The sequence below is a fragment of the Bordetella ansorpii genome (genome assembly GCF_900078315.1).
Taxonomy (GTDB): domain Bacteria; phylum Pseudomonadota; class Gammaproteobacteria; order Burkholderiales; family Burkholderiaceae_B; genus Bordetella; species Bordetella ansorpii.
Window position 1 is genome coordinate 258861 of the sequence record NZ_FKBS01000007.1, and the last position, 22658, is coordinate 281518.

Consider the following 22658-nt stretch of genomic DNA (forward strand, 5'->3'; position numbering starts at 1 on the left):
GGCGCGGCGCGTGTCAGCTGCTTTCCAGTCCGCAGTGGACGTTGGAAAAATCCCGCTTCGCCAGATCGCTCTTGTGGATCACGAAGTAGATCTCGCCCGCATCCCAGAAGCAGAATCCGGGCCGCTCATCCGACGAGACGCGCAGCAGCACCATGAAGTCTTCGGGCCGGCCGCGCAGCCTGTGGGCGGCCTCGATCTGCGGGGTGTCGTGCTGCTTGAAGACGTAGCTGTTGATCGCGTGCGCGGGCGTCACGTCGCACGCCTGGGACAGCGATTCCCGCAGCGCCTCCGTCTGGTCGAACAGTTCGTGCAATGGCTCCAGCGGTTCCGCCTCGCCGGTGCAGTAACCCTCGTCCGAATAGAAATGCGGCACGCTGGCCTGCCGGGCGGCCTGCGCGCGATAAGGCCGGTAGATGCCGCGTTCGTCGCCGATGAAATCCTCGGCGATGTCCAGCCCTGCGGCGCTACGCAGCGCCGAGGCCGGACCTTCGTGGAACAACACGCGCGCGCCGACGCTTTCCTGGTCATCGATGAAGAAGTACAGGGTGCCCGTGCGCGGCAGATAGTCCTGGTAGGGCGCCAGGGCCGCGCAGTCCAGTTGGGCGATGAACTGCCAGCCCTTGGTTTCCCCTTGATAGGTCGTCAGCGTGGGATAGTCCATGCCGGCGGGCAGATCGGGCAAGCCGCCGAAACGGGTGTTGCCCGGCGTGCCATAGTCGTCGGGATCGGTGGTGCACAGGGCCACGGCATGCAGGGCAATGGCATCGAGCCCCGTCCGATAGGCCTGCCATTGCGGGCCCGCCAGCGCTTCATCAAGCATGGCTTTCGATGCCCTGTCGTTGCGCGCCAGGAAGATCGCTTCGTCCACCGGCACGGTGCCGCCGCCGTCCGCGCCGCGGTACTCGTAGTCCAGCAGCGCGAGCTTCTTCTCCAGCTCCAGCTGCAGGTTCTCGATGCGCTCCAGCCCCTCGGGCAGCGAAGACAAGGGGTTGGATTGAAGATCGAGCGTGCGCAGGTTGGGCAACTGCGTCAGCGCAGCGGGAATGGTCTGCAATTGATTGTTCGCCAGCGACAGGCTTCCCAGCACCGGCGAATAGCCCGCTTCGGGCAGCGACTGCAAGGCGTTGTCCGATAGCGTGCAGTGCACCAGTTTCGGCAGCGCCAGCAGTCCGTCCGGCACCTTGGCGGCTCGCGAGCCTGTGATGAACAGCCATTGCAGTTCCGTCAGCGCGCCTAGCGAATCGGCAAGCGTGGTCACTGCCTCGATGCCCGTCAGCGCCAGCGATCGCAACCGAGTCAGACCGGACAAGGCATCGGGAATGGCGGGAAGCGCCTGCGCGGTTTCGGGCGTGGTGTAGCGCAGAGTCAGCGTTTCCAGCGCACGGTAGCGATACAGCGCATCAGGCAAGGGCCCGGGATCGGTCAGTTGCGCGTGGCGCGGCAGATCCGCGGGGGCGCGCAGCAATTCCTCCAGCGACCCGAATGCGTAGTGCGACCAGTCGATGTCCGCCACCGGCAGGCGCAGGCCGAATCCCACGGGATAGCGCTTGTCGGACGAAAAGCCCTGGAAATAGCCGCTGAAACCCGCCCAGCCGTCTTTCAGCACCAGTTCGCCGTGCAGCGACAGGCTGTAGTGGAAGCCGCCTTTCCATACCGACACCGTATAGGAGGCTTCGCTGTCGTTCACGATGGCGTAGCGGCCGGTGGGGGCGTCGGGATGGTAGATGCCCTTCATGGTGAAGCGCAGGTACACCTCGCCGTCCTGATAGTCGTTCAGGATGTGCGCGCAGGCCTGGGCGTCGTAGCCGATGGCGCGGGCCTTCAGGTCGAGGGTCAGGCCATCCCCGGTGTCGCTGTAGGTGTGCACGCTGCAAGCCGTGTCCGCCAGGATGTCGAAGCGCGTGGCGTCCACGAACAGATAGTCCTGGCCATCCTGCGGAATCTCGAACGGCGGGGCGAGCTCGGCGACGATGTCGTCCTCGTCTTCTTCCTCGTCGTCGTCCGCGAACATCGCGTCGATGGCGCGCCGCTGGGCGGCCAACGCGGGAACGGGATCGCCGAAGCAGCGCAGCGTCAGCAGCGTCTGTTCGAACAGCGGGAAATAGGTGTCCTGCTGGCTGACCAGGCAATCGCCCGTCAGTTCGTAGTGGTAGCCGCCCTCGATCGGCACGATGGCGAAGTAGAAGGCATAGCCGGTCTCGGCGTTGGCCGTGATGACGTGGCCGGCGTGATCGCCGACCTGTATGGGCCTGTCGCTGGTGAAGGTCGCCGGGCCGCGGCGGTCCGCGCAGAACGCGCGGAAACGGTCGATCAGGGTGGCGCCGGGATGCTTGCGCAGGTGGGTCTGGTCGGCCAGGCCGGCGCTGATCATCACGGTGTCGTCGCCGGTCTCGTGCTCGGCGCGGATGCTTTCCCACATGGGACGGACGGCTTCGAAGACGTCGGGGATGTCCAGGGAAAAGGTTTCGGTCTTGACATTGCGCATGGAAAGGCCGGCGGAAAAAAGGACGGCCAAGGATAGCAGCGAGGGTCTGCAATAAATGAAAGCACCTGTACCGAAACGGCGGCGCGGCACGGTCTTGGGAGACAATCTTGCGGTCTCGCGTTTCGTGCCCCGACCTTCCGGCCTGATGCCCGTATCGCCCCTGCTCGAACAGATCCTGCGCAATGTCGCGCGCCGTTACCGCCTGCCGGCGTTGGATGAGGCCCCGGCACGTCTGCACGATGGCCATCCCGCCGCCGTCATCGCGCTATCGATCGAGCAGGCACGGCGGGACCACGAACGCGGCCAGGCGCCGGATGCCGCGCTGAAACAGACGTTCACGCAGGCGCTGGCGCGCCTGATCCAGGAGGCGATGCGCGCGGAACAGGGCGATCCCGGCGTCCAGGCCATGGCGTTGCGGCATCGGTCCGTGCCGGTGCGTGAATATGCCCTGCTGGCCGCCCAGGCCGAGGCGGATCGCCGCGCTGTCCATGCCATGGTCAACGCGATCGCCCACCCCGCCAAGCTGGAGCGCCTGCCGCCCGGTCCGATGCGCGAGGGCTTGCGTGCCCTGCAAGGGGCGTTGGCGCAGCGCCGGTGGGACGGCGTGCGGGAGGCCGCTCGGCATCTGGCCGGCTTGCCGGACGTGCCGGGCGAGGTCTTGCCCGGCCTGGATCGCCTGCTGGATACGCCGGCTTTGGACCATCTGCGGCGCCAGGATGCGCTGACCGCCGAGGCCGACGTGCGCGAGTATCTGGCACTGGGCGCGCGCAGCGGGCCTCGGCCGGGCAGCGAGGCCGCGGTCGCGGAAGGCCTGGCGTCACGGCGGCGTGGCGACGCGGTCGAGGCCGCCACGGCGCGCGCCATGCAGGCGCTGGCCGGACGGCTGGACCGCGAGGCGGGCTTGCAAGCGTCGTATCGCGTGGTGACCTCCATGCGCGTGCCGGCGTCGATTCCCGCCAGCCACGAGCGCGCCAAGACCGAATGGGACGTGGTGCTGTTGCGGCATGCAGGCATGCAGGGCGATACGGCGCTGTGGGACGTCTGCCTGCTGGCCGAGGCCAAGGCGTCGGCGGATGCCGCGCCCACCGATCTGCCCCGGCTGGTGCGCGGGCTGCGCCTGCTGGCGCATGCCGATGCGGCCATCGCCTATACGTTCGAGACCCGGGAAGGCCGGGTGCTTCTGCGCGGCGCATCGCTGGCCGCGCTGCGCACGGAACCGGCGGAAGTGGCGCGGCAGGTGCTGTATTGCTGCGAGGCGCCGGTGGAGCCGGCTCCCCGGCTGTTGGGCGCCGCCAGCCGCATGCAACTGCTGTGCGCGCCACCCAGCCTGGAGGTGGCCGCGGCGATGACGCCGGGCCAGCCGGTGGATCCGGCGCCGCTGGCGGCGATCTGGGACCAACTGCCGGTCTCTGCGCATTGGGCGGGCGTGTTCCACCAGTATCCGGCCCTGGAGCAGGTACGAAACTTGATGGTGCACCCGGATGACCTCCACGCGGCCATCCAGGGATTCCGGTCCGGAAAGATCGTCACTAAATTGTCACAATGAATTGAGCATAAATATGCGGCCAAGTCCCATCCAGCGATGGGCGTAGCCATCAATCGCTGTAATAATTGGCTTCATTTTGTTGGCAAGCTTTCAACGTAGAATTTTGCCGCTGTTGCGAAGTCCCACCGCAGCACCAAAACGTCCGGGATGTACGTGGATCTGCTCACCCTTTACCTCCTTGCTACCGGAACGCTGGCTGTCAGCGCGGGCCTGCTTTTCTGGGAGCATCGGGCCAATCCCAAGCGCGCCACGACGCTGAAGCGGCTGGCGGTCGGGTTCGGGACATTGGCGTTGGGGTGTGTCGCCGTGCTGTACCGGGGCAGCCTGCCCAGCCCGCTGGGTTCGGCCATCGGCAATCTCATCATCCTGTCCGGCTATCTGCTGGTGCTGGCGGGCGTCGGTTCGTTCAGCGGCCAGCGTTACCGCGCGTTCTCCGCCTTCATCCTCATCGGCGCGGCCATCATGTGGACGATTGCGGGGGCCGAGGGCGAGGCGGCAGGCTGGAGTTACTACAGTGCGGTGCCGATTGCGCTGGTCAGCGGCATGACGGCATGGGCGATGTGGCGCTGCCAGGCGATGAAAGCCTTTCCCGCGCGGCACATCGTGGTGGCGGCCGCCGGCATCCACACGCTGTTGTATGCGGGCCGGGCCACGCTCCTGCCCTGGTTCGTGGCGCATGGCGGACCGGCGGTGCAGGCCATCGCCAGCAAGCTCACGATCTACGAGGGCGTGCTGTATTCGGTGGCCTTGCCCATGGCGCTCCTGAAGGTGATCCGGGACGAGACGCACGGCCAACTGCTGCAGGAGTCCCTGACCGACTACCTGACCCGCCTGGGCAACCGCCGCTGGTTTTTCGAAGAAGGACCACGTCGGCTGCACGCCTGTGCCGGGCGCGGGCCGATCGCGCTGCTGGCGTTCGACCTGGACCAGTTCAAGGCCATCAACGACGCGTATGGCCATTCGACGGGCGACAGGGTGTTGAAGACTTTTGCTGAAGTCGCCCGCGACGTACTCGGGCCGCAGACCTTGCTGGCGCGCATCGGCGGGGAAGAGTTCGCCGCATTGCTGGTGGGCGACGATGCCCGCCGGGCCCGGCAACTGGGCGAGACGATCGCCCGGCGCTTGCCCGAGACGATCGCGCAGCGTATCGACGGCCTGGCCATTGCCACGACGGTCAGCATCGGCATGTCGTGCCACCAGGAAAACCTGCCCACGCTGCCCGAAGGCCTGTCCGCGGCCGACCAGGCGCTATACCGGGCGAAATCGCTGGGTGGCAATCGCCTGGAAGAGGCTGCCTGACGGCTTCAGAGGCTTCGCCACGGGGCTCAGGAACTCAATACGGTTTCGCCCGCGTAGGGCGCCATGTGGATTTCGTCGCCCACTACGGTGATCGTCCCCACGGTCCATTCGTAGTCGCGCGGATGGCTGGGCTTGAGTACCCAGGTAGTGCCGCCCTGGATCCGAATCCGGCAGGCGACCGTGGCCGTGGACAGTGCCCCGGTCTGCGAGAAATTGCGCACGCTGATCAGATAGCTGGCGTCGCCCCAGCGCGAAATCTCGATCACTTCCTGGCCCGGCCCGGTCACGACATCCTGCATCAACTGCGCATACGGCGCCTCGGCCAGGCTGCCGGTGTGGTCATACGCCACGGTCTGAGGGTTCTTGCCGTCGTTGATCAGGACCAGGCGCAGGTCGACGTCCTGCAGCGCATCGGTCCATTCCAGCAGGACAGTGGCGGCCAGGTCCTGCCGCAGGGCGTTGGGGACCTGCGGCGCGGCTGTGGGCAGGGGCGGTGGCGTCTCGATGGCGGTGAAGGCTGGCGATGGCACGGCCTTGTTCCGTGCACCGTTGAACAGGATGTCACGGATGCTGTCATGCAGTGCGGGATGCTGGCGTTCGCGGCCGGCCGTCGCATGGGTGATGATACGGAAGTGGTCCGCCCTCGAGGCGAACGCCCGGGCGATCATATCGACAGCGATGGCTGGCCGGGGGTACACCAGCAGAATATCGGTGTCAGGACAGGCCTGCGTGTAATCCCCGATGGCTCGTATCGCATTGGCCGAGTCGCACTCGTGCCGGTGCTGGCATTCCAGGACGAAGCGCGTCGCGTCATTGTGGTTGCCGTTCAGCGTGGCCCGCACGACCCGGAAATCCGGATACCTGCCTCGCTTGCGTTTGCCCTGGCCGCGCAGCAGGGCGGACCGCAGTTCGATCCAGATGTCGAACTGTTCGCCGTCGTACTCGTAGGTGGCCAGCCGCTTGCCGCCAGGTGTGAAGGGCAGCGTGTCGCCTTGGGTGTGGAAATGGAAGCGGTCAGCATGCTCGCGCGCGGCGCGCAGCAGGCGTGTGCCCGTCCACACCGGGTAGAGCACATGCCGCGCTTTCCACAGCGGCAGCGTCAGCACGCCGATCAGGCGGCCGCCGATCTCGTTGATCCATGCCGCGAGCGTGCGCGGATCGGCTGGGGCGATGCGTGTGTCCAGCGCCTGCCGGACCGCATCCATCTGCTCCTGAAGCTGGGCCCGCGTATGCAGGGCGACGGTATCGTCCTGAAGCCGCAGCGCCAGACGCAGTGTGTCGGCGCCTCGGTGGGTTTGCGCGCAGGCCTGCGTGTCCAGAATATCCGCCAGCATGCAGGCAAAGTCCCGCAGATGCGTCCGCACGGTTTCCAGAAAATGAGAAACCGTGACCTGCGGTGCGCTGGCCTTGGCGTCCGTGCGCAGCAGATCGCGCAGTCTGATGTCGCCTTTCCGGGGCGTGGGAGACCACTCCGTCACCAGATGCATCCGCAGCGCGTCTTCCAGGTCGGCATCCCGGCCGGGCTTGTTCCTGCCCGTGCGCAGCTCCAGGCCGGCCTGCGTGCAAAGCCTGTCCCACCATTCGAGCGCCGTATCGGTTACCGCCATGCCTGTCTCGCTGTTCTGCTTTGGCCAGCAGCATATCCCAGGCTGTCTGAATGGCGCCGTAAAGCATGGGGCGGTCCTGCACCTCGTTGATCTGCGGCGTTTATGCTACCCGGTGACCGAGATCTCCATAAGGCGACCCCATGCACAATCTCGCCCGCCTGGCCGTGCTGCTGGCCTGCACGCTGTGCCTGGCGCCCGCACAGTCCCAGCCGGCCACGCAGGACACCAATCCCGAAGCCGCCACCGGCTATGCCGACAAGCCGCTGGCGCATGCACGCCACTTCATGCTGGCCTCCGCCAATCCGCTGGCGACGCAGGCCGGCTACGGCATCCTGAAGCAGGGCGGCAGCGCTACCGACGCCGTGATCGCCACGCAATTGGTGCTGGCGGTGGTCGAGCCGCAGTCGTCCGGCCTGGGGGGCGGCGCGTTCATGGTGCATTACGAAGCCGAGGGCGGCGCGGTTCAGGTGTACGACAGCCGCGAGACGGCGCCGGCGGCCGCGCGCGCGGACCGTTTCCTGGCGGACGGCAAGCCGATTCCGTTCAAGGAGGCCGTGAACAATGGCCGTTCGGTGGGCACGCCGGGCCTGTTGCGCGGCCTGGAGCTGGCCCACCGGCAGCACGGCAGGCTGCCGTGGAAGACGTTGTTCGAGCCAGCCATCCAGGTGGCGTCGCGGGGGTTTGCCGTATCGCCGCGCCTGCATGCATTGCTGGCGAACACGCCGGAACTGGCCCGGCAGCCCGAGGCGGCGCGCTATTTCTACGCGCCCGATGGGCAGGCGTGGCCCGTGGGCCATGTACTGAAGAATCCCGAGCTGGCGTGGGTGCTGCGCCGGGTGGCCGAGGAAGGGCCCGACGCGTTCTATCACGGCGGCATCGCGCGCGACATCGTGGCGGCGGTGCAAGGCCACGCCAAGCCGGGCGACCTGACCGAGGCCGACCTGGCAGGGTATCGCGCGCAGGTGCGCATGCCTGTGTGCGGGCGCTATCGCGCCTATCTGCTGTGCGGTCCGCCGCCGCCCAGCAGCGGTCCGCTGGCCGTGCTGCAGATGCTGGGCGCGCTGCAGCAGCACCCCATGGGCCGCATGAAGCCGGATACCGCGCAGGCGGTGCACTATTTCTCGGAAGCCGGCCGGCTGGCCTATGCCGACCGCGATTTCTACGTGGGCGATCCCGCCTTCGTCGACGTGCCGGTGTCGGCGCTGCTGGATCCGCGTTACCTGAAGGCGCGCGGCGCGCTGATTCGCCCGGACCGCAGCATGGGGACCGCGTTGCCGGGGGATCCCGCCGGCCTGCTGCAGGCCCGCGCGCGCGACGATGCCTTCGAGGTGCCGTCGACCACGCACATTTCAGCTGTGGACGCCCAGGGCAACGTGGTGTCGATGACCTCGACCATCGAGTCCGCCTTCGGCAGCAAGATCCTGGTGCATGGTTTTCTGCTGAACAACGAGATGACGGACTTCTCGTCGTCGTACCGCGATGCCGAGGGACGGCTGGTGGCCAACCGCGTCGAACCGGGCAAGCGGCCGCGCAGCGCCATGGCGCCGATGATCGTGTTCCGCGCCGGCAAGCCCTATCTTGCGGTGGGGTCGCCGGGCGGCAGCGCCATCATCAACTACGTGGCCAAGACGCTGGTGGGCGTGCTGGACTGGAACCTGGATATTCAGGAAGCCATCGCGTTGCCCAACATGGGCAGCCGCAACCGCGCCACCGAACTGGAGCGCGGCACGTCGTTGGCGAAGCTGGCGCCCGCGCTGAAGAAACTGGGGCACGAGGTCAGGGAAGAGGAATTTCCCAGCGGGTTGCAGGGAATCGTGATCGGGCCGTCGGGGCTGTCCGGTGGCGCGGACCCGCGCAGGGAAGGGCTGGCGCTGGGGGATTGAGCGCCGTACCAGAGGACCGGCAGCGGATCCGCCGACGCCAGCATGGGGCGGGTGCGGCGCGAGCCGTCGCCCAGCGAGGGCTCGGCGGGGTCGAGCCCGGCGGCCTGCCGGGCGGCCGCCACGATGGCCGCGGGCTCGGCGGACGGCATGGCGTAGTTTTCGATGCGGGTGTCGACGCGGGCCTCGCTCCAGGCGCCGACCAGCGTGCCGGTGCTGGCGGCCAGGGCCAGCAAGGCAGCGGCGGCCAATCCCGTCAGCAATCCCCAGGGCATCATCGTCAGGGCTTGTTTCATGATCAGGGGCTCCTCGAAATGGGTGCGGGCGTAGTGTGCCAAGGACTTATGAGGATGGAATGAAGAGAATGGCCGGTGGATGAGGTGCATGACGGATCTTCTTGTCGAATCGGCCGGGCGGGCCGCCGGACGTCCGAGTCGGGGACGCATGAGGCATGGCCGGGCGTGCCCGGATTCCGTCACGTCATGGGGACGCCTGACGCGCGCTTCAGCCGGCATGCCAGGATGAGCAGGGACGGCAGGACATACGAACCGATGAAGACGGCGACCAGCAAACCGCCCATGACCGCCGCCTCGTCGTGCGTGTCGAACCACGCGCTGGGAAACGCCGCCCAGGCCAGCACGGGCGCCGCCAGGACCCACAGCAGCAGCCCGCGTACCCAGGCGGCGGGCGCGAGCAGGGCGGTCGCGGGGCAGGCGGCGATCATCCACGTCAGGGCCAGCAGGTGAGTCGGTTCGCCGACCAGGTCCCACAGACTGTCGAGGGCGTTATTCATGGCCCGAGTCCGGCTTGGCCCGGTTCGGCGCATCCACCATTTCACCGAGTCGCAGCAAGCCCAGCGCCGCGCCGCACATCAGCGTGGCGCCGGTGATGACGAAAGTCTTGAAGAGATATTTCATGGTCCGATCCTCCCGTTGAGATGCATCGCAGTCTGACGATGCGGCGTGAGGACCGGACGAAGTTTGTGAAGGGACGGTGAAGAACGGGAGAATGCCGGCGCGAAGACATGCGCCGGGCAGGAGAAGCGGTCAGGCGGTGTTCAATGCCCGCCAGGCTCGCTGAAGTCCGCCAGCACGTCGTCGCGCAACGCGATGAATGCCGGATCGCTGCGGCTGCGGGGCCGTGGCAGATCCACTTCCACGGTGCGGCGGATGCGTCCCGGATGCGGTTGCATGACCACCACGCGGTCGCCCAGGAACACGGCCTCGTCCACGTCGTGCGTGACCAGCAGCATGGTGATGCGCTCCTGCTGCCAGATACGCTGCAGCTCGTGCTGCAGGCGCGAGCGCGTCAGCGCGTCCAGCGCGCCGAAGGGCTCGTCCAGCAGCAGCACGCGCGGCCGGTTGACCAGGCCGCGCGCGATGGCCACGCGCTGCGCCATGCCGCCGGAAAGCTGATGCGGATAGGATTGCTCGAAGCCTTGCAGGCCGACCAGGGCCACGTGCCCGGCCACCAGTTCGCGTTTCTCGGCGTGCGCCAGGCCGGCGTTGCGCAGGCCCACTTCGATGTTCTGCTCGACGTTCAGCCACGGGAACAGGCGATGGTCCTGGAACACGATGCCGCGGTCCAGGCCGGTGCCGCGGATGGGGACGCCGTCGAACTGGATGCGGCCGTCGTATCCGGTGTCCAGGCCCAGGATCAGGCGCAGCAGTGTGGACTTGCCGCAGCCGCTGGCGCCGACAATGCTGACGAACTGGCCGGCGGGCACGTCCAGGTCGATGTCCTGCAGCACCTGCAGCGTGCCGCCCTCGGCCTGCGTGCTGGCGTAGCGCTTGCTCACGCCCTGTATCTGCAGGCGGTTGTGATCTCCCTGGGGCGCGGCGCGCGAGGGGATGTCGGTCAGGGTCTCGGTCATGGCATTCCTTTCGATGTCGGGTTGCGAGGACCGCCGCGCGACGGCGGCCCCGAGGCGAGGGATCAGGCCTGCGTGCCGCGCCATCGGCCCAGGCGCCGTTCCAGCGCGCGCGCCGAGGCGTTCATGGCCCAGCCGATCAGGCCGACCACGAACATGGCGAAGATCACCAGGTCCATCTGGAAGTGTTCGCTGCCTTCGATCAGCAGATTGCCCATGCCCAGGCCGGACACCAGCAGGTACTCGGCGCCGATAGTGGCCAGCCACGAATAGATCAGCGCCAGATAGATGCCGGTGAAGATCGAGGGAACGGCCGAGGGCAGCACCACCAGCCGGATGGTCTGCCAGCGCGTGTAGCGATAGACCCGCGCCACCTCCAGCAGGTTGGCCGGCACGTTGCGGATGCCGTCGCAGGTGTTCACCACGACGGGCACCAGCGCGGCCAGCGACAGGAACACCACCTTGGCCGTGTCGCCCAGGCCGAACCACACCGAGATCAGCGGAATCCACGCGAACAGCGAGATCTGCTTGAAGGTGTTGAAGCTGGGGCCGACGATGCGGTCGAACAGTGCCGACAGGCCCAGCAGCGCGCCCAGCGCCAGGCCCAGCACGGTGCCGATGGCGAAGCCCGCCAGTTCGCGCGCCAGGCTGGACGACAGCGCCCGCCACAGTTTGCCGCCCGACACGTATTCGGCGGCGGTGGCCAGCACCTTGGCCGGCGAGACCAGCAAGGCGGGATTGGCGGCGCCCGCGGCGGCCAGCGCCCACCAGATCGCGATGGCGATCACGGGCACCACCAGGCCGCGCCAGCGCCCGCTGGCCGCGAGGCGGCGCAGGACGCCGGGGCGTTGCAGCGGTTCATCGGCGCGCGGCGCCAGCCTGCCCCTGGGGCCCAGCGCGGCCTGCAGATATTCCACGTCGGCGCTCATGAGCGTGCTCCGTGCGCCGGGCGATGGCGCAGCAGACGCTGCTCCGACAGATCCAGCAGCCGGTCGATGGCGTAGCCGATGGCGCCCACCACGATGACGGCGGCCATCACCAGGTCCAACTGGAACAACTGCCGGCCGTACACGATCAGGTAGCCGATGCCTTCGCTGGAGGCCACCAGTTCCACCACCACCAGCGACAGCCAGGCCTTGGTGAAGCCCAGGCGCAGGCCGGTGAACAGCGTGGGCACGGCGTGCGGCAGCACGATCTCCAGCACTTCCTGCCGGCGCGTGTAGCCGTAGACGCGGCCGACTTCGCGCAAGCCCTGGGGCGTCTGCCGGAAGCCTTGCAGCGTGTTCAGCGTGACGGGCACCAGCGCCGCCTTGGCGATCAGGATGTACTTCAGGGGTTCGCCGATGCCGACCAACAGCAGCACGAAGGGCAGCCAGGCCAGTACGGGGATCTGCACCAGCGCGTTGAAGGTGGGCAGCACGTAGGCCTGCAACCGTGGCGACAGGCCCATCGCCGAGCCCAGCGCCAGACCCAGAAGACTACCGATGGCGAAGCCCGTGACCACGCGCAGCAGGCTGGCTTGCAGGTGGGTCCACAGCTCGCCGCTGGTGGCCAGGTCGCTGAGTGTCTGCCACACGAAGGCGGGCGGCGGCAGCACCTGGGGCGAGATCCAGCCGCCTTCGGCGCCGGCCTGCCACAGGGCCAGCAAGGCCAGTGGCAACAGCCACGGCAGCACGCGCAGGGACACGCGGCGAACCGTGCGGCGCAGCGCGGCGGCGGGGGCGCGGGTCAGTGAAGGCAGGCCTGTGCCCGAGGGCAGCGCCGGCGCGAGTATCGAGGGATGATTCATCGGCCGCTCCTTATTTCGCCGCGGCGTGCGCTTCGGGCGCTTCGCGGCCCTGCGGGTCGTAGGCGGTCCAGTAGTGCTCCAGGCCCTGCTTCTTCAGCGCGGCCTGCAGGAAGCTGGTGTCGAACCAGCCGTCCGTCGCGACTTCGCGGCGCACCAGCTTGGCCTTCAGCGCGTCGGAAGCCACGGCCTGGTAGCGCCCCACGATGAAGGCGTCGGCCAGCGGCGAGTTGCGCGTGCGCAGGTCCTGGTCCTTGAACTCGGCCTGCCACGAGGCATACGGCGTGCCGCTCTTCTCCCAGATGCGGAACAGCGCCTCGCGGTTCTTCTCGTCGGACGACCAGTGCGCGGCGCGCACGAACACGTCGACCACCTGCTGCACCTCGGCGGGATGCTCCTTCGCGAAATCGTCGCGCACCAGCAGCGAGGCCTGCCGAGTGAAGGACGGATCCTGGCCCTGCGTGGAATAGATCACCTTGGCCAGGCCCTGATCGCGCACCTTGAACCATTCGTAGCCGCCGAACGCGGCATCGACGCCATGCGATACCAACGCGGCCTGCGCGCTGCCCGTGTCCAGGTTCACGCCCTTGATGTCGCGTTCGGTCAGGCCGCGCGAGGCCAGCACGTTGATCGCCACCAGATGGCCGTTGGTGCCGCGAAACAGCGACACGCGCCGGTCCTTCAACTGATCGATGGACCGCAGCGCGGAGTCGGACGGCGTGACGACGTACAGGTTGTTGCGCGCGCCGCTGGTCAGCAGGATGCGGGTCTTCAGGCCGTTGGCGCGGCCCACCACCGAGGGCAGGTCGCCCTGGTAGGCGAAGTCGATCTGCCTGTTCGACAGCGCTTCGTTGACGGCGGGACCGGCGCCCTTGAAGAACAGCCATTCGATGCGCACGCCGGCCGGCTCGAAAGCCTCTTCCAGCCAGTGGTTGGCGCGCGCCACGCTGCCGGGCGAGCCGCCCCAGGTGATGGGATCGCCGCCGCCCGCGGTGGCCACGCCGATGCGTATGACCTCGGGCGGCGCGGCGATGGCGTTCGTGGAGAAGGCGCCCAGCGCCAGGGCGATGGCCGGCAACGCCAGCAGGCGGCTGGCGGTGTTCAGAAGCTTCATGATGCGTGTTCCTTGGTCGTTGCGGAGGGCGGCCGTTCAGGCGGCGGCGCGGCGGTCGGCCAGTCTGTGTTCGATGGCCGTGCCCTTGAAGAAGTCGGGATTGGCCTCGGTGTACAGGCGGTACGGATTGCCGAACACCAGGGCCTTGAATTCGGCTTCGCTCAGCACGCCCTGCTCGACCAGATCCCAGCTTTCGGCCAGGGGTTCGGTCAGGTCGGGCACGTCCCAGTGGCCGATGTCCGAGGACCAGATGGCGTTGATGGGCGTGCCCAGCGGATTGACGCGGGTGTTGAATGCGGCGGACACGGTGCGGTCGTCGGCTTCGGCGCCGAAGTAGAAGCTGTCGACCCAGCGTTTGCGGATGTCCTCGACGCTCTCGATGCCGGCGGCGGCGAAGTCGTCCAGTTCCGCGCCTCGGGGATCGCGGCTGTGCGGCAGCGCGGAGATGCCCAGGCTGTCCTGCACCAGGCGGGCGGGATCGGCGCCCGGCGCTTTCAGGAAATCCGGCGCGTAGCGCTGGAACAGATCGTGCAGCAATTCGGCATCGGCCAGCTCGGGGTTGTAGTTCTGCACGGCGTCGCGGTTGCGCTTCTCCCAGCGGTCCGCCAGATGCGCGTAGACGTGTGCGCCCCAGTCCGCGCCGCCTTCCAGCAGGGCGACGCGCAGGTTCGGAAAGCGGCGCGTGACGCCGCCGAAGAACAAGGCCTTGGCGAAGGCCTGAGAGCCGTCGGCGAAGTGGCCGATGTGGTTGTACATGTAGTTGCTGATGGACTGCCGGCCGGTCCAGCCCTGGCTGCCGTAGTGCGTGGTGACGGGCACGCCCAGTTCCACCACCCTGGCCCAGAACGGGTCGTAGTCGTACTCGCTGTCGATGCCGTAGAAGTCGATGTACGAGGCGTACTTGGCGATCTCGGGGAACTGTTCGGCGGGGTACTTCTGCGCGATGGCCTTGATGGGCCGGCGCACGCCGCCTGGAATGTTGATGACTTTCAGGCCCAGCGTCTTCACCGCGAATTCCAGTTCCTCGATGGCTTCCTGCGGCGTGTTCATCGGTATGCCGGCCACCGGCGTCAGCCGTTCGCTGTACTTGCGGTACTGGTCCGCATGGAAGTGGTTGATGGCGCGGTGCAGGGCTTGGCGTTCTCCATCGCGCGCGGCCAGCGGGGCCAGCACGTCGTTCGGAAACAGGATGGAGTAGTCGGCGCCTTGCTCCGCCAGCCGCTCGTACAGCAGTTCGGGCAGCGTGTAGGTGGCCAGATCCAGCGTGTTGCGCGTGACGCGCGCCCACCACGGGGCCCGCAGCGTGCGGTGATGCTGGCGTTCCTCGGGCGTCTGCTGATACCAATCCTTGCCCGCGCCGCGGGTGACGAAGCGCGAGCCCAAGGCTTTGCGCAAGGCGTCCACCAGCTTCGACCCGCCATAGTGCTGCACGTAGTCTTCCAGCACGGGCGCGTAGTCGTTGACGTGCACGTCGGTGTCGATGACGGGATAGTCCAGCGTGGCCTTGACGGCAGCCGAACGGGAAGCGTGCACACGGCCGAGTCGATCATTCATGGCGGTTCTCCGGTAGGGGGTCCGGATACGCTACGGCAGGGCCGGCGCGCCGCAAACGAACGATTCGGTATTACTTACTTGGGCATTTTCTAATGCGCCATTAGCGTATGACCGGCGGGAAGATCGGCGTCATGGCGCGGGGCGATTGCAGGCGGCCGTACTGGATGGCGGTGGCCAAGGCATCGCCTCAGGGCCGTGTGTGCCGCCTGAAGAACTGCCACAGCAGCACCGAGGCGTCCGGGCCCGTATCCGCGTGGTACTCGATGGCGCCGTCGCCGCCGCTCCAGGCATGCGTCAACCGGGGAATCTCGCACAGCCGCACCACCGGCGTGCGGCCGCGCAGCGTGTCCACGCGGCGGTACTCGCGCTTGGTACCCTCGGCCAGCACGCGTGCAACGGAGTCGCCGGGCGGCAGGCCATTCAGGTGGCGGAACTGCTCGGCCAGTTGCTGCGCGTTGCGCACGGAGACCGCATTGTCGCGCTGGCCATGCAGGATCAGCGCGGGCATGCCCAGCCGGAAGGCCTCGGGATGCGCGACGGCGCCGACCAGGGCGCCGGGCGCGCGCAAGGTGCCGCGCCGCATCACGCTCAAGCCGTCCACGGCGTTGCGCGCGTTGCCCATCACCACGCCGGAATGCAGCGCCACGGCGGCGACCAGATCCGGATGGCGCAGGGCGATCAGCGCGGCCATGCCCGCGCCCGCCGAGAGCCCCGCGATATACACGCGACGCGCGTCCAGGTCGTGGCGTGCGATCTCGACGCGTATCAGCGCGGCGATGGCGTCGGCATCCTCGCGTCCGCCCCGGCCAGGCTCGAACCAGCGCCAGCAGCGCTGCGATTGCCTGGACTGCGCCTGTTGGGGATAGAGCACCGCGAAGCCCATACGGTCGGCCAGCAGGTTCATGCGCGTGCCGCGCGCGAAATCCGAGGCGGTCTGGCGGCAGCCATGCAGCATCACCAGCAAGGGCAGACCCTTGACCGGGCCGGCTGGCTGATAGCGTGCGTAGGCCAGCCGGCGTCCGCCGGGGGCGGCGACCTGCAGCGAGGGTTGCCATGTGCCCAGGCCGAACGCCCAGGATGCGGGGCCTGGTGTTGCCGGCGCCTTGCGCGGCGCGGCCTTTGCCCGCCTGGCGCCGGCCTTGGCCTGGGCCGCCAGCGTGCGCGTGCCGGCGCGCACCATCTTGCTCTGCAGCCGCGTCATGTTGCGCGCGGCCTTGAAGAACAGGCTGGCGAAGCCGCGCTTCATCGGCATGCGCAGGAAACGCGGAGGGGAGCGTTGCGGTGCCGCATCGGGAAAGAGTTCCGCTGAGATCCTGGATACCGGCCAGTGTACGCGCACGATGGTGCATTGCGGCAGCATATGGCGCCCCTTGGAAAACTATCGAATCACACGGCAAACAACCGACGGGAAACTTCTCTTGCCATCGTGGTCTGATCCATGAGTGGCTCATGAAACGGCGGCCGCCAGAAAGTTCAGCGGCATGTCAGTGCATGGGCATCATGCCAAGGAGACAGCATGTCCCAGACGCAGGAACTTGCGGGCCGCGTGGCCCTGGTCACCGGCGCCACGTCCGGCATCGGCCGTGCGGTGGCCATATCACTGGCGGGGGCGGGCGCGCGGGTGGCCGTCAATTACCGCGATGCGAAAGACGGCCGGCAACGCGCCGACGACGTCGTGGCCGAGATCGCGCGGGCGGGCGGCCAGGCCGTGCCCGTGCTGGGCGACGTCAGCCGCGAGGACGAGGTCCAGCGGATGTTCGCCGACGTGCACACCCAATTGGGCGAGCTGGACATCCTGGTGAACAATGCGGGCATCGAGCAGCCCGCGCCCATCCAGGACATGACGCTGGCGCAGTGGCAGGCCGTCATCGACGTCAACCTGACCGGCCAGTTCCTGTGCGCGCGCGCCGCGGCGCGCGCCTATCTGGCGCGCTGGCCCGAGCCGCCGCCCAAGGGGGCATCGGCGGGCAAGATCCTGTTCATCAGTTCGGTGCACGAGGTCATCCCGTGGGCCTTCCAGGCGAACTATGCGGCCTCGAAAGGCGGCGTGTCGCTGCTGATGCGCTCGCTGGCGCAGGAGCTGGCGCCGCGCAAGATCCGCGTCAACAGCATCGCTCCGGGCGCGATCCGCACGCCCATCAACCAGGCGGCCTGGGGCACCGACCAGGCCATGGCGGAGCTGTTGAAACTGATTCCGTACGACCGCATCGGCGAGCCCGAGGACATCGGGCGCGCGGCGGTGTGGCTGTCTTCCGATGCCTCGGATTACGTGACGGGCGCGACGCTGTTCGTCGATGGCGGCATGACGCTGTATCCGGAGTTCCGCGGCGCGGGTTGATGGCGCGGCATCGCCATTTCCGAGTCCATCACGGTTCCGGCCAAAGGAGTGTCCATGTCCAAGCCCCTGGAAGACTACGGCCTGATCGGCAACATGCTGTCTGCCGCGCTGGTATCGCGCGACGGTTCCATCGACTGGCTGTGCCTGCCGCATTTCGATTCGCCCGCCTGTTTCGCCGCGCTGCTGGGCGACGAGCGCCACGGCCACTGGCGGCTGGCGCCCGCGAAGTGCGATCAATGCCGCATCACGCGCCGCTACATTCCCGACACGGCCGTGCTGGAAACCCGCTATGAAAGCGCCACCGGCACGGCCACGGTATGCGACTTCATGCCCATCAGCGACGACGAATCGCGCGTGGACGTGGTGCGCATCGTGTGCGGCGTGGCGGGCAAGGTCGACATGGACATGGAGCTGGTGCTGCGCTTCAACTACGGCCAGGCGGTGCCGTGGGTGCGTCGGCGCGACTACGGCCTGAGCGCCATCTCCGGCCCCGACGCGGTCGAGCTGCATACCTCGGTGGACCTGAAGGGCGAGGACATGCGCAGCATGGCGCATTTCACGGTCAGGGAAGGGCAGTCGGTGCCGTTCACGCTGTCGTACCACCGCTCGCACCAGACGCCGCATTTCGTGCCCGACCGGTTGGAAAGCAAGGACCGCACGGTGTCGTGGTGGCAGCAATGGGCGCGCCGCTGCCATTGGGAAGGCTCGGACGAGCGCCGCGAGGCGGTGGTACGGTCGCTGATCACGCTGAAGTTGCTGACCTTCGAGCCCACCGGCGGCATCATCGCCGCGCCGACGATGGGGCTGCCCGAGGAGCTGGGCGGCAGCCGCAACTGGGACTACCGCTATTGCTGGCTGCGCGACTCCTCGCTGACCCTGTACGCGCTGTTGAACGCCGGCTATCGCGAAGAGGCCGAGGCGTGGCGGCAGTGGCTGCTGCGCGCGGTGGCGGGCCATCCCAAGCAGATGCAGATCATGTATGGCATCGCCGGCGAGCGCTGGTTGCCGGAGCACGAGGTGCAGTGGCTGCCCGGCTACGAGGGCAGCCTGCCGGTGCGCGTAGGCAATGCCGCGGCGGACCAACTGCAACTGGACGTGTACGGCGAGCTGATCGAGACCTTGCATGCGGCGCGTGCCGCGGACCTGGCGCCGCTGGCCGAAGCCTGGCGGCTGCAGAACGTGCTGATCCAGCCGCTGGAAGAATTGTGGAAAAGCCTGGACCACGGCATCTGGGAAGTGCGCGGCCCCAGGCGCGCCTTCACGCATTCGCGCCTGATGTGCTGGGTGGCGTTCGACCGCGCCATCAAGTCGTGCGAGCAGTTCGGCCTGCAAGGTCCGGTGGAGCGCTGGACCCGCGTGCGTGACGAGATCCGCGACGACATCTGCGCCCATGGCTACGACGCCCGGCGCAATACCTTCGTGCAGTACTACGGCGGCAAGGGGCTGGATGCCAGCCTGCTGCTGATTCCGCTGGTGGGATTCCTGCCGCCCGACGATCCGCGCGTGCAGGGCACGATACGCGCGGTCGAACGGGAATTGCTGCGCGATGGCCTGCTGCTGCGTTATTCCACCGACCATACCGACGATGGGCTGCCTGGCAACGAAGGCGTGTTTCTGGCGTGCAGCTTCTGGCTGGCCGACGCCTACGTGCTGCAAGGGCGGCTGAACGACGCCGAGCAGCTATTCCAGCGCCTGCTGGGCATGCGCAACGACCTGGGCCTGCTGGCCGAGGAATACGACGTGGCTCGGCATCGCCTGGTGGGCAATTTCCCGCAGGGTTTCTCGCACATCGGGCTGGTGAATACCGCCTACAACCTGGGCCGCGCGAACGGGCCGGCGAAGCAGCGCTCCTCGCGCAAGGCGCCGAAGGAGTGACAAGTTCCCCGCTGCTTTCCGACGTCCACATTCATTGGCAATGCCGGAGACCGCCGCGCGGCCGGGGGGTCAGCGAAACACGACCGTCTTGTTGCGATTGACCAGGATGCGGTGCTCGACGTGGCCGCGCACGGCGCGCGACAGCACCAGCGATTCGACGTCGCTGCCCACCTGCGTGAGTTGCTGCGCGGTCATGCTGTGGTCGACGCGCTCGATGTCCTGCTCGATGATCGGGCCTTCGTCCAGGTCGGACGTGACGTAGTGCGCCGTGGCGCCGATGATCTTCACGCCGCGCGCGTGCGCCTGGTGATACGGGCGCGCGCCCTTGAAGCTGGGCAGGAAGCTGTGGTGGATGTTGATGGCGCGGCCTTCCAGCGCGCGGCACAGGTCGGCGGACAGGATCTGCATGTAGCGCGCCAGCACGACCAGGTCGATGCGCTCGCTGGCCACCAGGTCCAGCACCTGCTGCTCTTGCCGGGCCTTGGTGTCCGCCGTGACCGGCAGGTGATGGAACGGAATGCCGTACGAGGCGGCCAGCGCGGCGTAATCGTTGTGGTTCGAGACGATGGCCGCGATCTCGGCATGCAGCTGGCCGCTTTGCACGCGGAACAGCAGGTCGTTCAGGCAGTGGCCCTGCTTGCTGACCATGATGAGCAGGCGCGGCTTGTAGCGCGCGTCGTGGATCTGCCAGTCCATCGAGTAACCGTCGGCCATCGTGGCGAAGCGCTCGCGCAGCGATTCGTGCGTGATGGCCTGCGGCAGGTCGAAGTGCACGCGCAGGAAGAAACGGCCCGTCTCTTCGTCGCCGTACTGCTGCGAATCCAGGATGTTGCAGCCCAGTTCGAACAGCAGGCCGCTGACGCGATAGACGATGCCGGTGCGGTCGGGGCAGGACAGGGTCAGGATGTAGTCGTTGTGCTGCATGGCGAAAAGGGCGAGGTCAGGGGTTGAGTCGTTGCAGGGTTTCTTCGGCGATGGCCAGGCTGGCCGTCAGTCCGGGGGATTCGATGCCGTACAGATTGACCAGGCCGGGCACGCCGTGGGCGGCGGGGCCGGCGATGGCGAAATCCGCGGCGGGGTCGTGCGGGCCCGAGATCTTGGGCCGGATGCCCGTGTAGCCGGGCGCCAGCGCGCCGTCGGGCAGGGCAGGCCAGTAGCGGCGCACCGCATCGTAGAACACATCGGCGCGCCGGGGATCCAGCGTGTAGTCCTCGGTCTCGATCCATTCGGTGTCGGGACCGAACTTGGCCTGGCCGCCCATGTCCAGCGTCAGGTGCACGCCCAGGCCGGCATGGTTGGGCGCGGGCGCGGGGTAGATCAGGCGCGAGAACGGCGCGCGGCCCGCCAGCGTGAAATAGCTGCCCTTGCACAGGTACTCGCGCGGGACGGTGTCCGCCGGCAGGCCTTCGATGCGGCGCGCCAGCGTGGGCGCCTGCAGGCCGGCCGCGTTGATCAGCACATTGCAGGTCAGCGTCATGGCCTCGGCGCCGCCGAAGCGCGCCTCGAAGCCGCCGCCGGGCAGCACGCGGGCCGATTGCATGGGCGTGTGGAACACGCACTGCGCGCCCGCGTTCTCGGCATCGCCCTGGTAGGCCAGCATCAGCGCATGGCTGTCGACGATGCCGGTGGACGGCGACACCAGCGCCGCCGTGCAGCGCAATGCAGGCTCGAGCCGCCGGGCCTCGGCGCCGTCGATGCGGCGCATGTCGTCCACGCCGTTGGCCAGCGCGCGGGCCGCGATACCTGCCAACTGGCCGGCCTCTTCGTCGGACGTGGCGACGATCAGCTTGCCCAGGCGCTGGTACGGCACGCCGCGCGCATCGCAGTATTCGTACAGCAGATGCTTGCCGCGCACGCACAGGCGCGCCTTCAGGCTGTTGGCGGCGTAATAGATGCCGGCGTGGATGACTTCGGAGTTGCGCGAGCTGGTGCCGGTGCCGATGCCTTCCGAGGCTTCGGCCACCAGCACTTCACGGCCTTGCAGGGCCAGCCCGCGGGCCACGGCCAGGCCGACGACGCCGGCGCCGATGACGATGCAGTCGATGTCCATGTTCGTATTGTTCTGTCAGTCCTGGCGCTGCGCGGCCGGGGTCAGGTCGAAGCCGCCGGCATGGAACACCAGCGGCGCGGCGTCGGTATGGCCGCAATGCAGCACGCGGCCGACCATGATGAGGTGATCGCCCTCGGCGTACTGCGCACGGTTGCTGCATTCGAACCAGGCGGCGCAGTCCGTCAGCATGGGCGTGCCGTCGGGCGCGTGGCTCATCGGCAGGCCCTTGAAGCGCTCGGTGGTGATGCCCGTGGCGAAGCGCCGCGCCAGCGCGATCTGTTCGGCCGACAGCACATTGACCACATAGCGCTCGCAGGCGCGGAACAGATCCAGCGACGACGATTTCCGCGCCAGGCTCCACAGCACCAATGGCGGATCGAGCGAGACCGAGTTGAACGAGCTGACCGTCATGCCGATGGGCGTGCCGTCGGGCATGGCCATGCTGACCACGGTGACGCCGGTGGCGAAACGGCCCAGGGCATGGCGGAAGTAGGGCGCGTCGAAACTGGAAGCGGAAACGGAGGACATCGGTGCGGCGGGCTGCGGCGTGGCGGGCTCAGGGGGCGAGTCGGTCGATCTGCCAGCCCGACTTGCCATCGGGCCGGTAACGCAGGCGATCATGCAGGCGCGACGGACGGCCTTGCCAGAACTCGAAGGCGGTCGGCGCCAGGCGATAACCGCCCCAGTGCGACGGACGCGGCGGCTGGTCGCCGTAGCGGTCGCGGTACTCGCGCTCGCGCGCTTCCAGCACGTCGCGCGTGACGGGACGGCTTTGCTCGGACGCCCAGGCGCCCAGGCGCGATCCCACGGGACGGCTGGCGTAGTAGGCGTCGGATTCCTCGGCCGAGGTGAATTCCATGCGGCCCTCGATGCGCACCTGGCGCTCCAGCGGCTGCCAGAAGAACAGCAGCGCGGCGCGCGGATTGGCGGCGATCTCGCGGCCCTTGCGCGATTCGTAGTTCGTGAAGAACACGAAGCCGCGTTCGTCGTAGCCCTTGATGAGCACGATGCGCGCCGAGGGCTGGCCATCGGCGTCGACCGTGGCCAGCGTCATGGCGTTGGGCTCGGGCACGCGGGCGGCCAGCGCCTGGTCGAACCAGAGGCTGAATTGATCGAACGGCGAGGCGGCGGCCTCGTCTTCCAGCAGCACGCCTTTGTCGTAACTCTGGCGCAGATCGGAGACGGACATGGGGGTAAACACCGGGTGGGCGGGAATGTTCCAGTGTACCGCTTAGGCCCCGGCGCGCCGGGGGA

General features: G+C 68.0%; 19 protein-coding genes. 5 read left to right on the forward strand and 14 right to left on the reverse strand.

What is annotated here, in order from left to right; translation table 11 throughout:
- Positions 1–13: 13 nt before the first annotated feature.
- A complete protein-coding gene (locus tag A7W11_RS03575) occupies positions 14–2485 on the reverse strand; it encodes a YwqG family protein (protein ID WP_082887062.1) in 2472 nt (823 codons plus the stop codon).
- A 124-nt stretch (positions 2486–2609) separates the two neighbouring features.
- On the opposite strand from A7W11_RS03575, the gene A7W11_RS03580 reads away from it, so the two are divergent.
- Together A7W11_RS03580 and A7W11_RS03585 are read left to right on the forward strand one after the other, a co-directional pair.
- Positions 2610–4031 (forward strand): 3-deoxy-D-arabino-heptulosonate 7-phosphate synthase, encoded by a 1422-nt coding sequence (locus A7W11_RS03580; protein ID WP_235816790.1) that lies wholly within the window; start codon positions 2610–2612, stop codon positions 4029–4031.
- A gap of 147 nt (positions 4032–4178) precedes the next feature.
- Positions 4179–5330, forward strand: coding sequence for a GGDEF domain-containing protein (locus A7W11_RS03585; protein WP_066408196.1), 1152 nt, complete (start codon positions 4179–4181; stop codon positions 5328–5330).
- A gap of 26 nt (positions 5331–5356) precedes the next feature.
- Here the strand turns inward: A7W11_RS03585 and A7W11_RS03590 are convergent, their stop codons facing one another.
- On the reverse strand, positions 5357–6937 hold the full coding sequence (locus tag A7W11_RS03590; protein ID WP_066408199.1) for a hypothetical protein: 1581 nt from the start codon (positions 6935–6937) through the stop codon (positions 5357–5359).
- A gap of 140 nt (positions 6938–7077) precedes the next feature.
- Here A7W11_RS03590 and ggt point away from each other — a divergent pair, with 140 nt between their 5' ends.
- Positions 7078–8820 carry a gamma-glutamyltransferase gene (ggt, locus tag A7W11_RS03595; RefSeq protein WP_066408203.1) on the forward strand — a complete coding sequence of 581 codons (1743 nt, stop codon included), beginning with the start codon at positions 7078–7080 and terminating at the stop codon, positions 8818–8820.
- Between the two features lie 472 nt (positions 8821–9292).
- Here the strand turns inward: ggt and A7W11_RS03600 are convergent, their stop codons facing one another.
- The 8 genes from A7W11_RS03600 to A7W11_RS03630 all read right to left on the reverse strand — a co-directional run bounded on the left by A7W11_RS03600 (position 9293) and on the right by A7W11_RS03630 (position 16393).
- Entirely contained in the window at positions 9293–9610 is a 318-nt protein-coding gene (locus tag A7W11_RS03600; protein WP_066408205.1) for a hypothetical protein, read from the reverse strand.
- The gene (locus tag A7W11_RS28965) at positions 9603–9734 is read right to left on the reverse strand and encodes a hypothetical protein (RefSeq protein ID WP_268874724.1); all 132 of its coding nucleotides are present in this window, start codon (positions 9732–9734) and stop codon (positions 9603–9605) included. Before A7W11_RS28965 ends, A7W11_RS03600 begins: the two co-directional genes overlap by 8 nt.
- A gap of 140 nt (positions 9735–9874) precedes the next feature.
- Positions 9875–10690, reverse strand: a complete 816-nt coding sequence (locus A7W11_RS03605; RefSeq protein WP_066408610.1) for an ABC transporter ATP-binding protein — start codon at positions 10688–10690, stop codon at positions 9875–9877.
- A 62-nt stretch (positions 10691–10752) separates the two neighbouring features.
- Positions 10753–11616 carry an ABC transporter permease gene (locus A7W11_RS03610; RefSeq protein WP_082887063.1) on the reverse strand — a complete coding sequence of 288 codons (864 nt, stop codon included), beginning with the start codon at positions 11614–11616 and terminating at the stop codon, positions 10753–10755.
- On the reverse strand, positions 11613–12476 hold the full coding sequence (locus A7W11_RS03615; RefSeq protein ID WP_066408209.1) for an ABC transporter permease: 864 nt from the start codon (positions 12474–12476) through the stop codon (positions 11613–11615). The genes A7W11_RS03610 and A7W11_RS03615 overlap by 4 nt, the downstream gene beginning before the upstream one ends.
- 10 nt (positions 12477–12486) lie before the next feature.
- On the reverse strand, positions 12487–13587 hold the full coding sequence (locus A7W11_RS03620) for an ABC transporter substrate-binding protein (protein WP_066408212.1): 1101 nt from the start codon (positions 13585–13587) through the stop codon (positions 12487–12489).
- 36 nt (positions 13588–13623) lie between these two features.
- Positions 13624–15141, reverse strand: coding sequence for an amidohydrolase family protein (locus A7W11_RS03625; RefSeq protein WP_066408217.1), 1518 nt, complete (start codon positions 15139–15141; stop codon positions 13624–13626).
- A 187-nt stretch (positions 15142–15328) separates the two neighbouring features.
- A complete protein-coding gene (locus tag A7W11_RS03630) occupies positions 15329–16393 on the reverse strand; it encodes an extracellular catalytic domain type 1 short-chain-length polyhydroxyalkanoate depolymerase (protein WP_235816791.1) in 1065 nt (354 codons plus the stop codon).
- A gap of 264 nt (positions 16394–16657) precedes the next feature.
- Here A7W11_RS03630 and A7W11_RS03635 point away from each other — a divergent pair, with 264 nt between their 5' ends.
- Both A7W11_RS03635 and A7W11_RS03640 read left to right on the forward strand, forming a co-directional pair.
- On the forward strand, positions 16658–17479 hold the full coding sequence (locus tag A7W11_RS03635; RefSeq protein ID WP_066408219.1) for a glucose 1-dehydrogenase: 822 nt from the start codon (positions 16658–16660) through the stop codon (positions 17477–17479).
- Positions 17480–17533: 54 nt separating this feature from the next.
- On the forward strand, positions 17534–19354 hold the full coding sequence (locus A7W11_RS03640) for a glycoside hydrolase family 15 protein (protein WP_066408221.1): 1821 nt from the start codon (positions 17534–17536) through the stop codon (positions 19352–19354).
- A gap of 69 nt (positions 19355–19423) precedes the next feature.
- On the opposite strand, the gene purU is transcribed toward A7W11_RS03640, so the two are convergent.
- The 4 genes from purU to pdxH are packed head-to-tail and all read right to left on the reverse strand — an operon-like array spanning position 19424 to position 22593.
- A complete protein-coding gene (gene purU / locus A7W11_RS03645; RefSeq protein WP_066408228.1) occupies positions 19424–20278 on the reverse strand; it encodes a formyltetrahydrofolate deformylase in 855 nt (284 codons plus the stop codon).
- Positions 20279–20294: 16 nt separating this feature from the next.
- On the reverse strand, positions 20295–21404 hold the full coding sequence (locus A7W11_RS03650; protein WP_066408231.1) for an NAD(P)/FAD-dependent oxidoreductase: 1110 nt from the start codon (positions 21402–21404) through the stop codon (positions 20295–20297).
- Between the two features lie 15 nt (positions 21405–21419).
- Complete coding sequence (locus tag A7W11_RS03655; protein WP_066408233.1) at positions 21420–21932, reverse strand: flavin reductase family protein; 513 nt, start codon at positions 21930–21932, stop codon at positions 21420–21422.
- Positions 21933–21960: 28 nt separating this feature from the next.
- Positions 21961–22593 carry a pyridoxamine 5'-phosphate oxidase gene (gene pdxH / locus A7W11_RS03660; RefSeq protein ID WP_066408243.1) on the reverse strand — a complete coding sequence of 211 codons (633 nt, stop codon included), beginning with the start codon at positions 22591–22593 and terminating at the stop codon, positions 21961–21963.
- Positions 22594–22658: the final 65 nt, after the last annotated feature.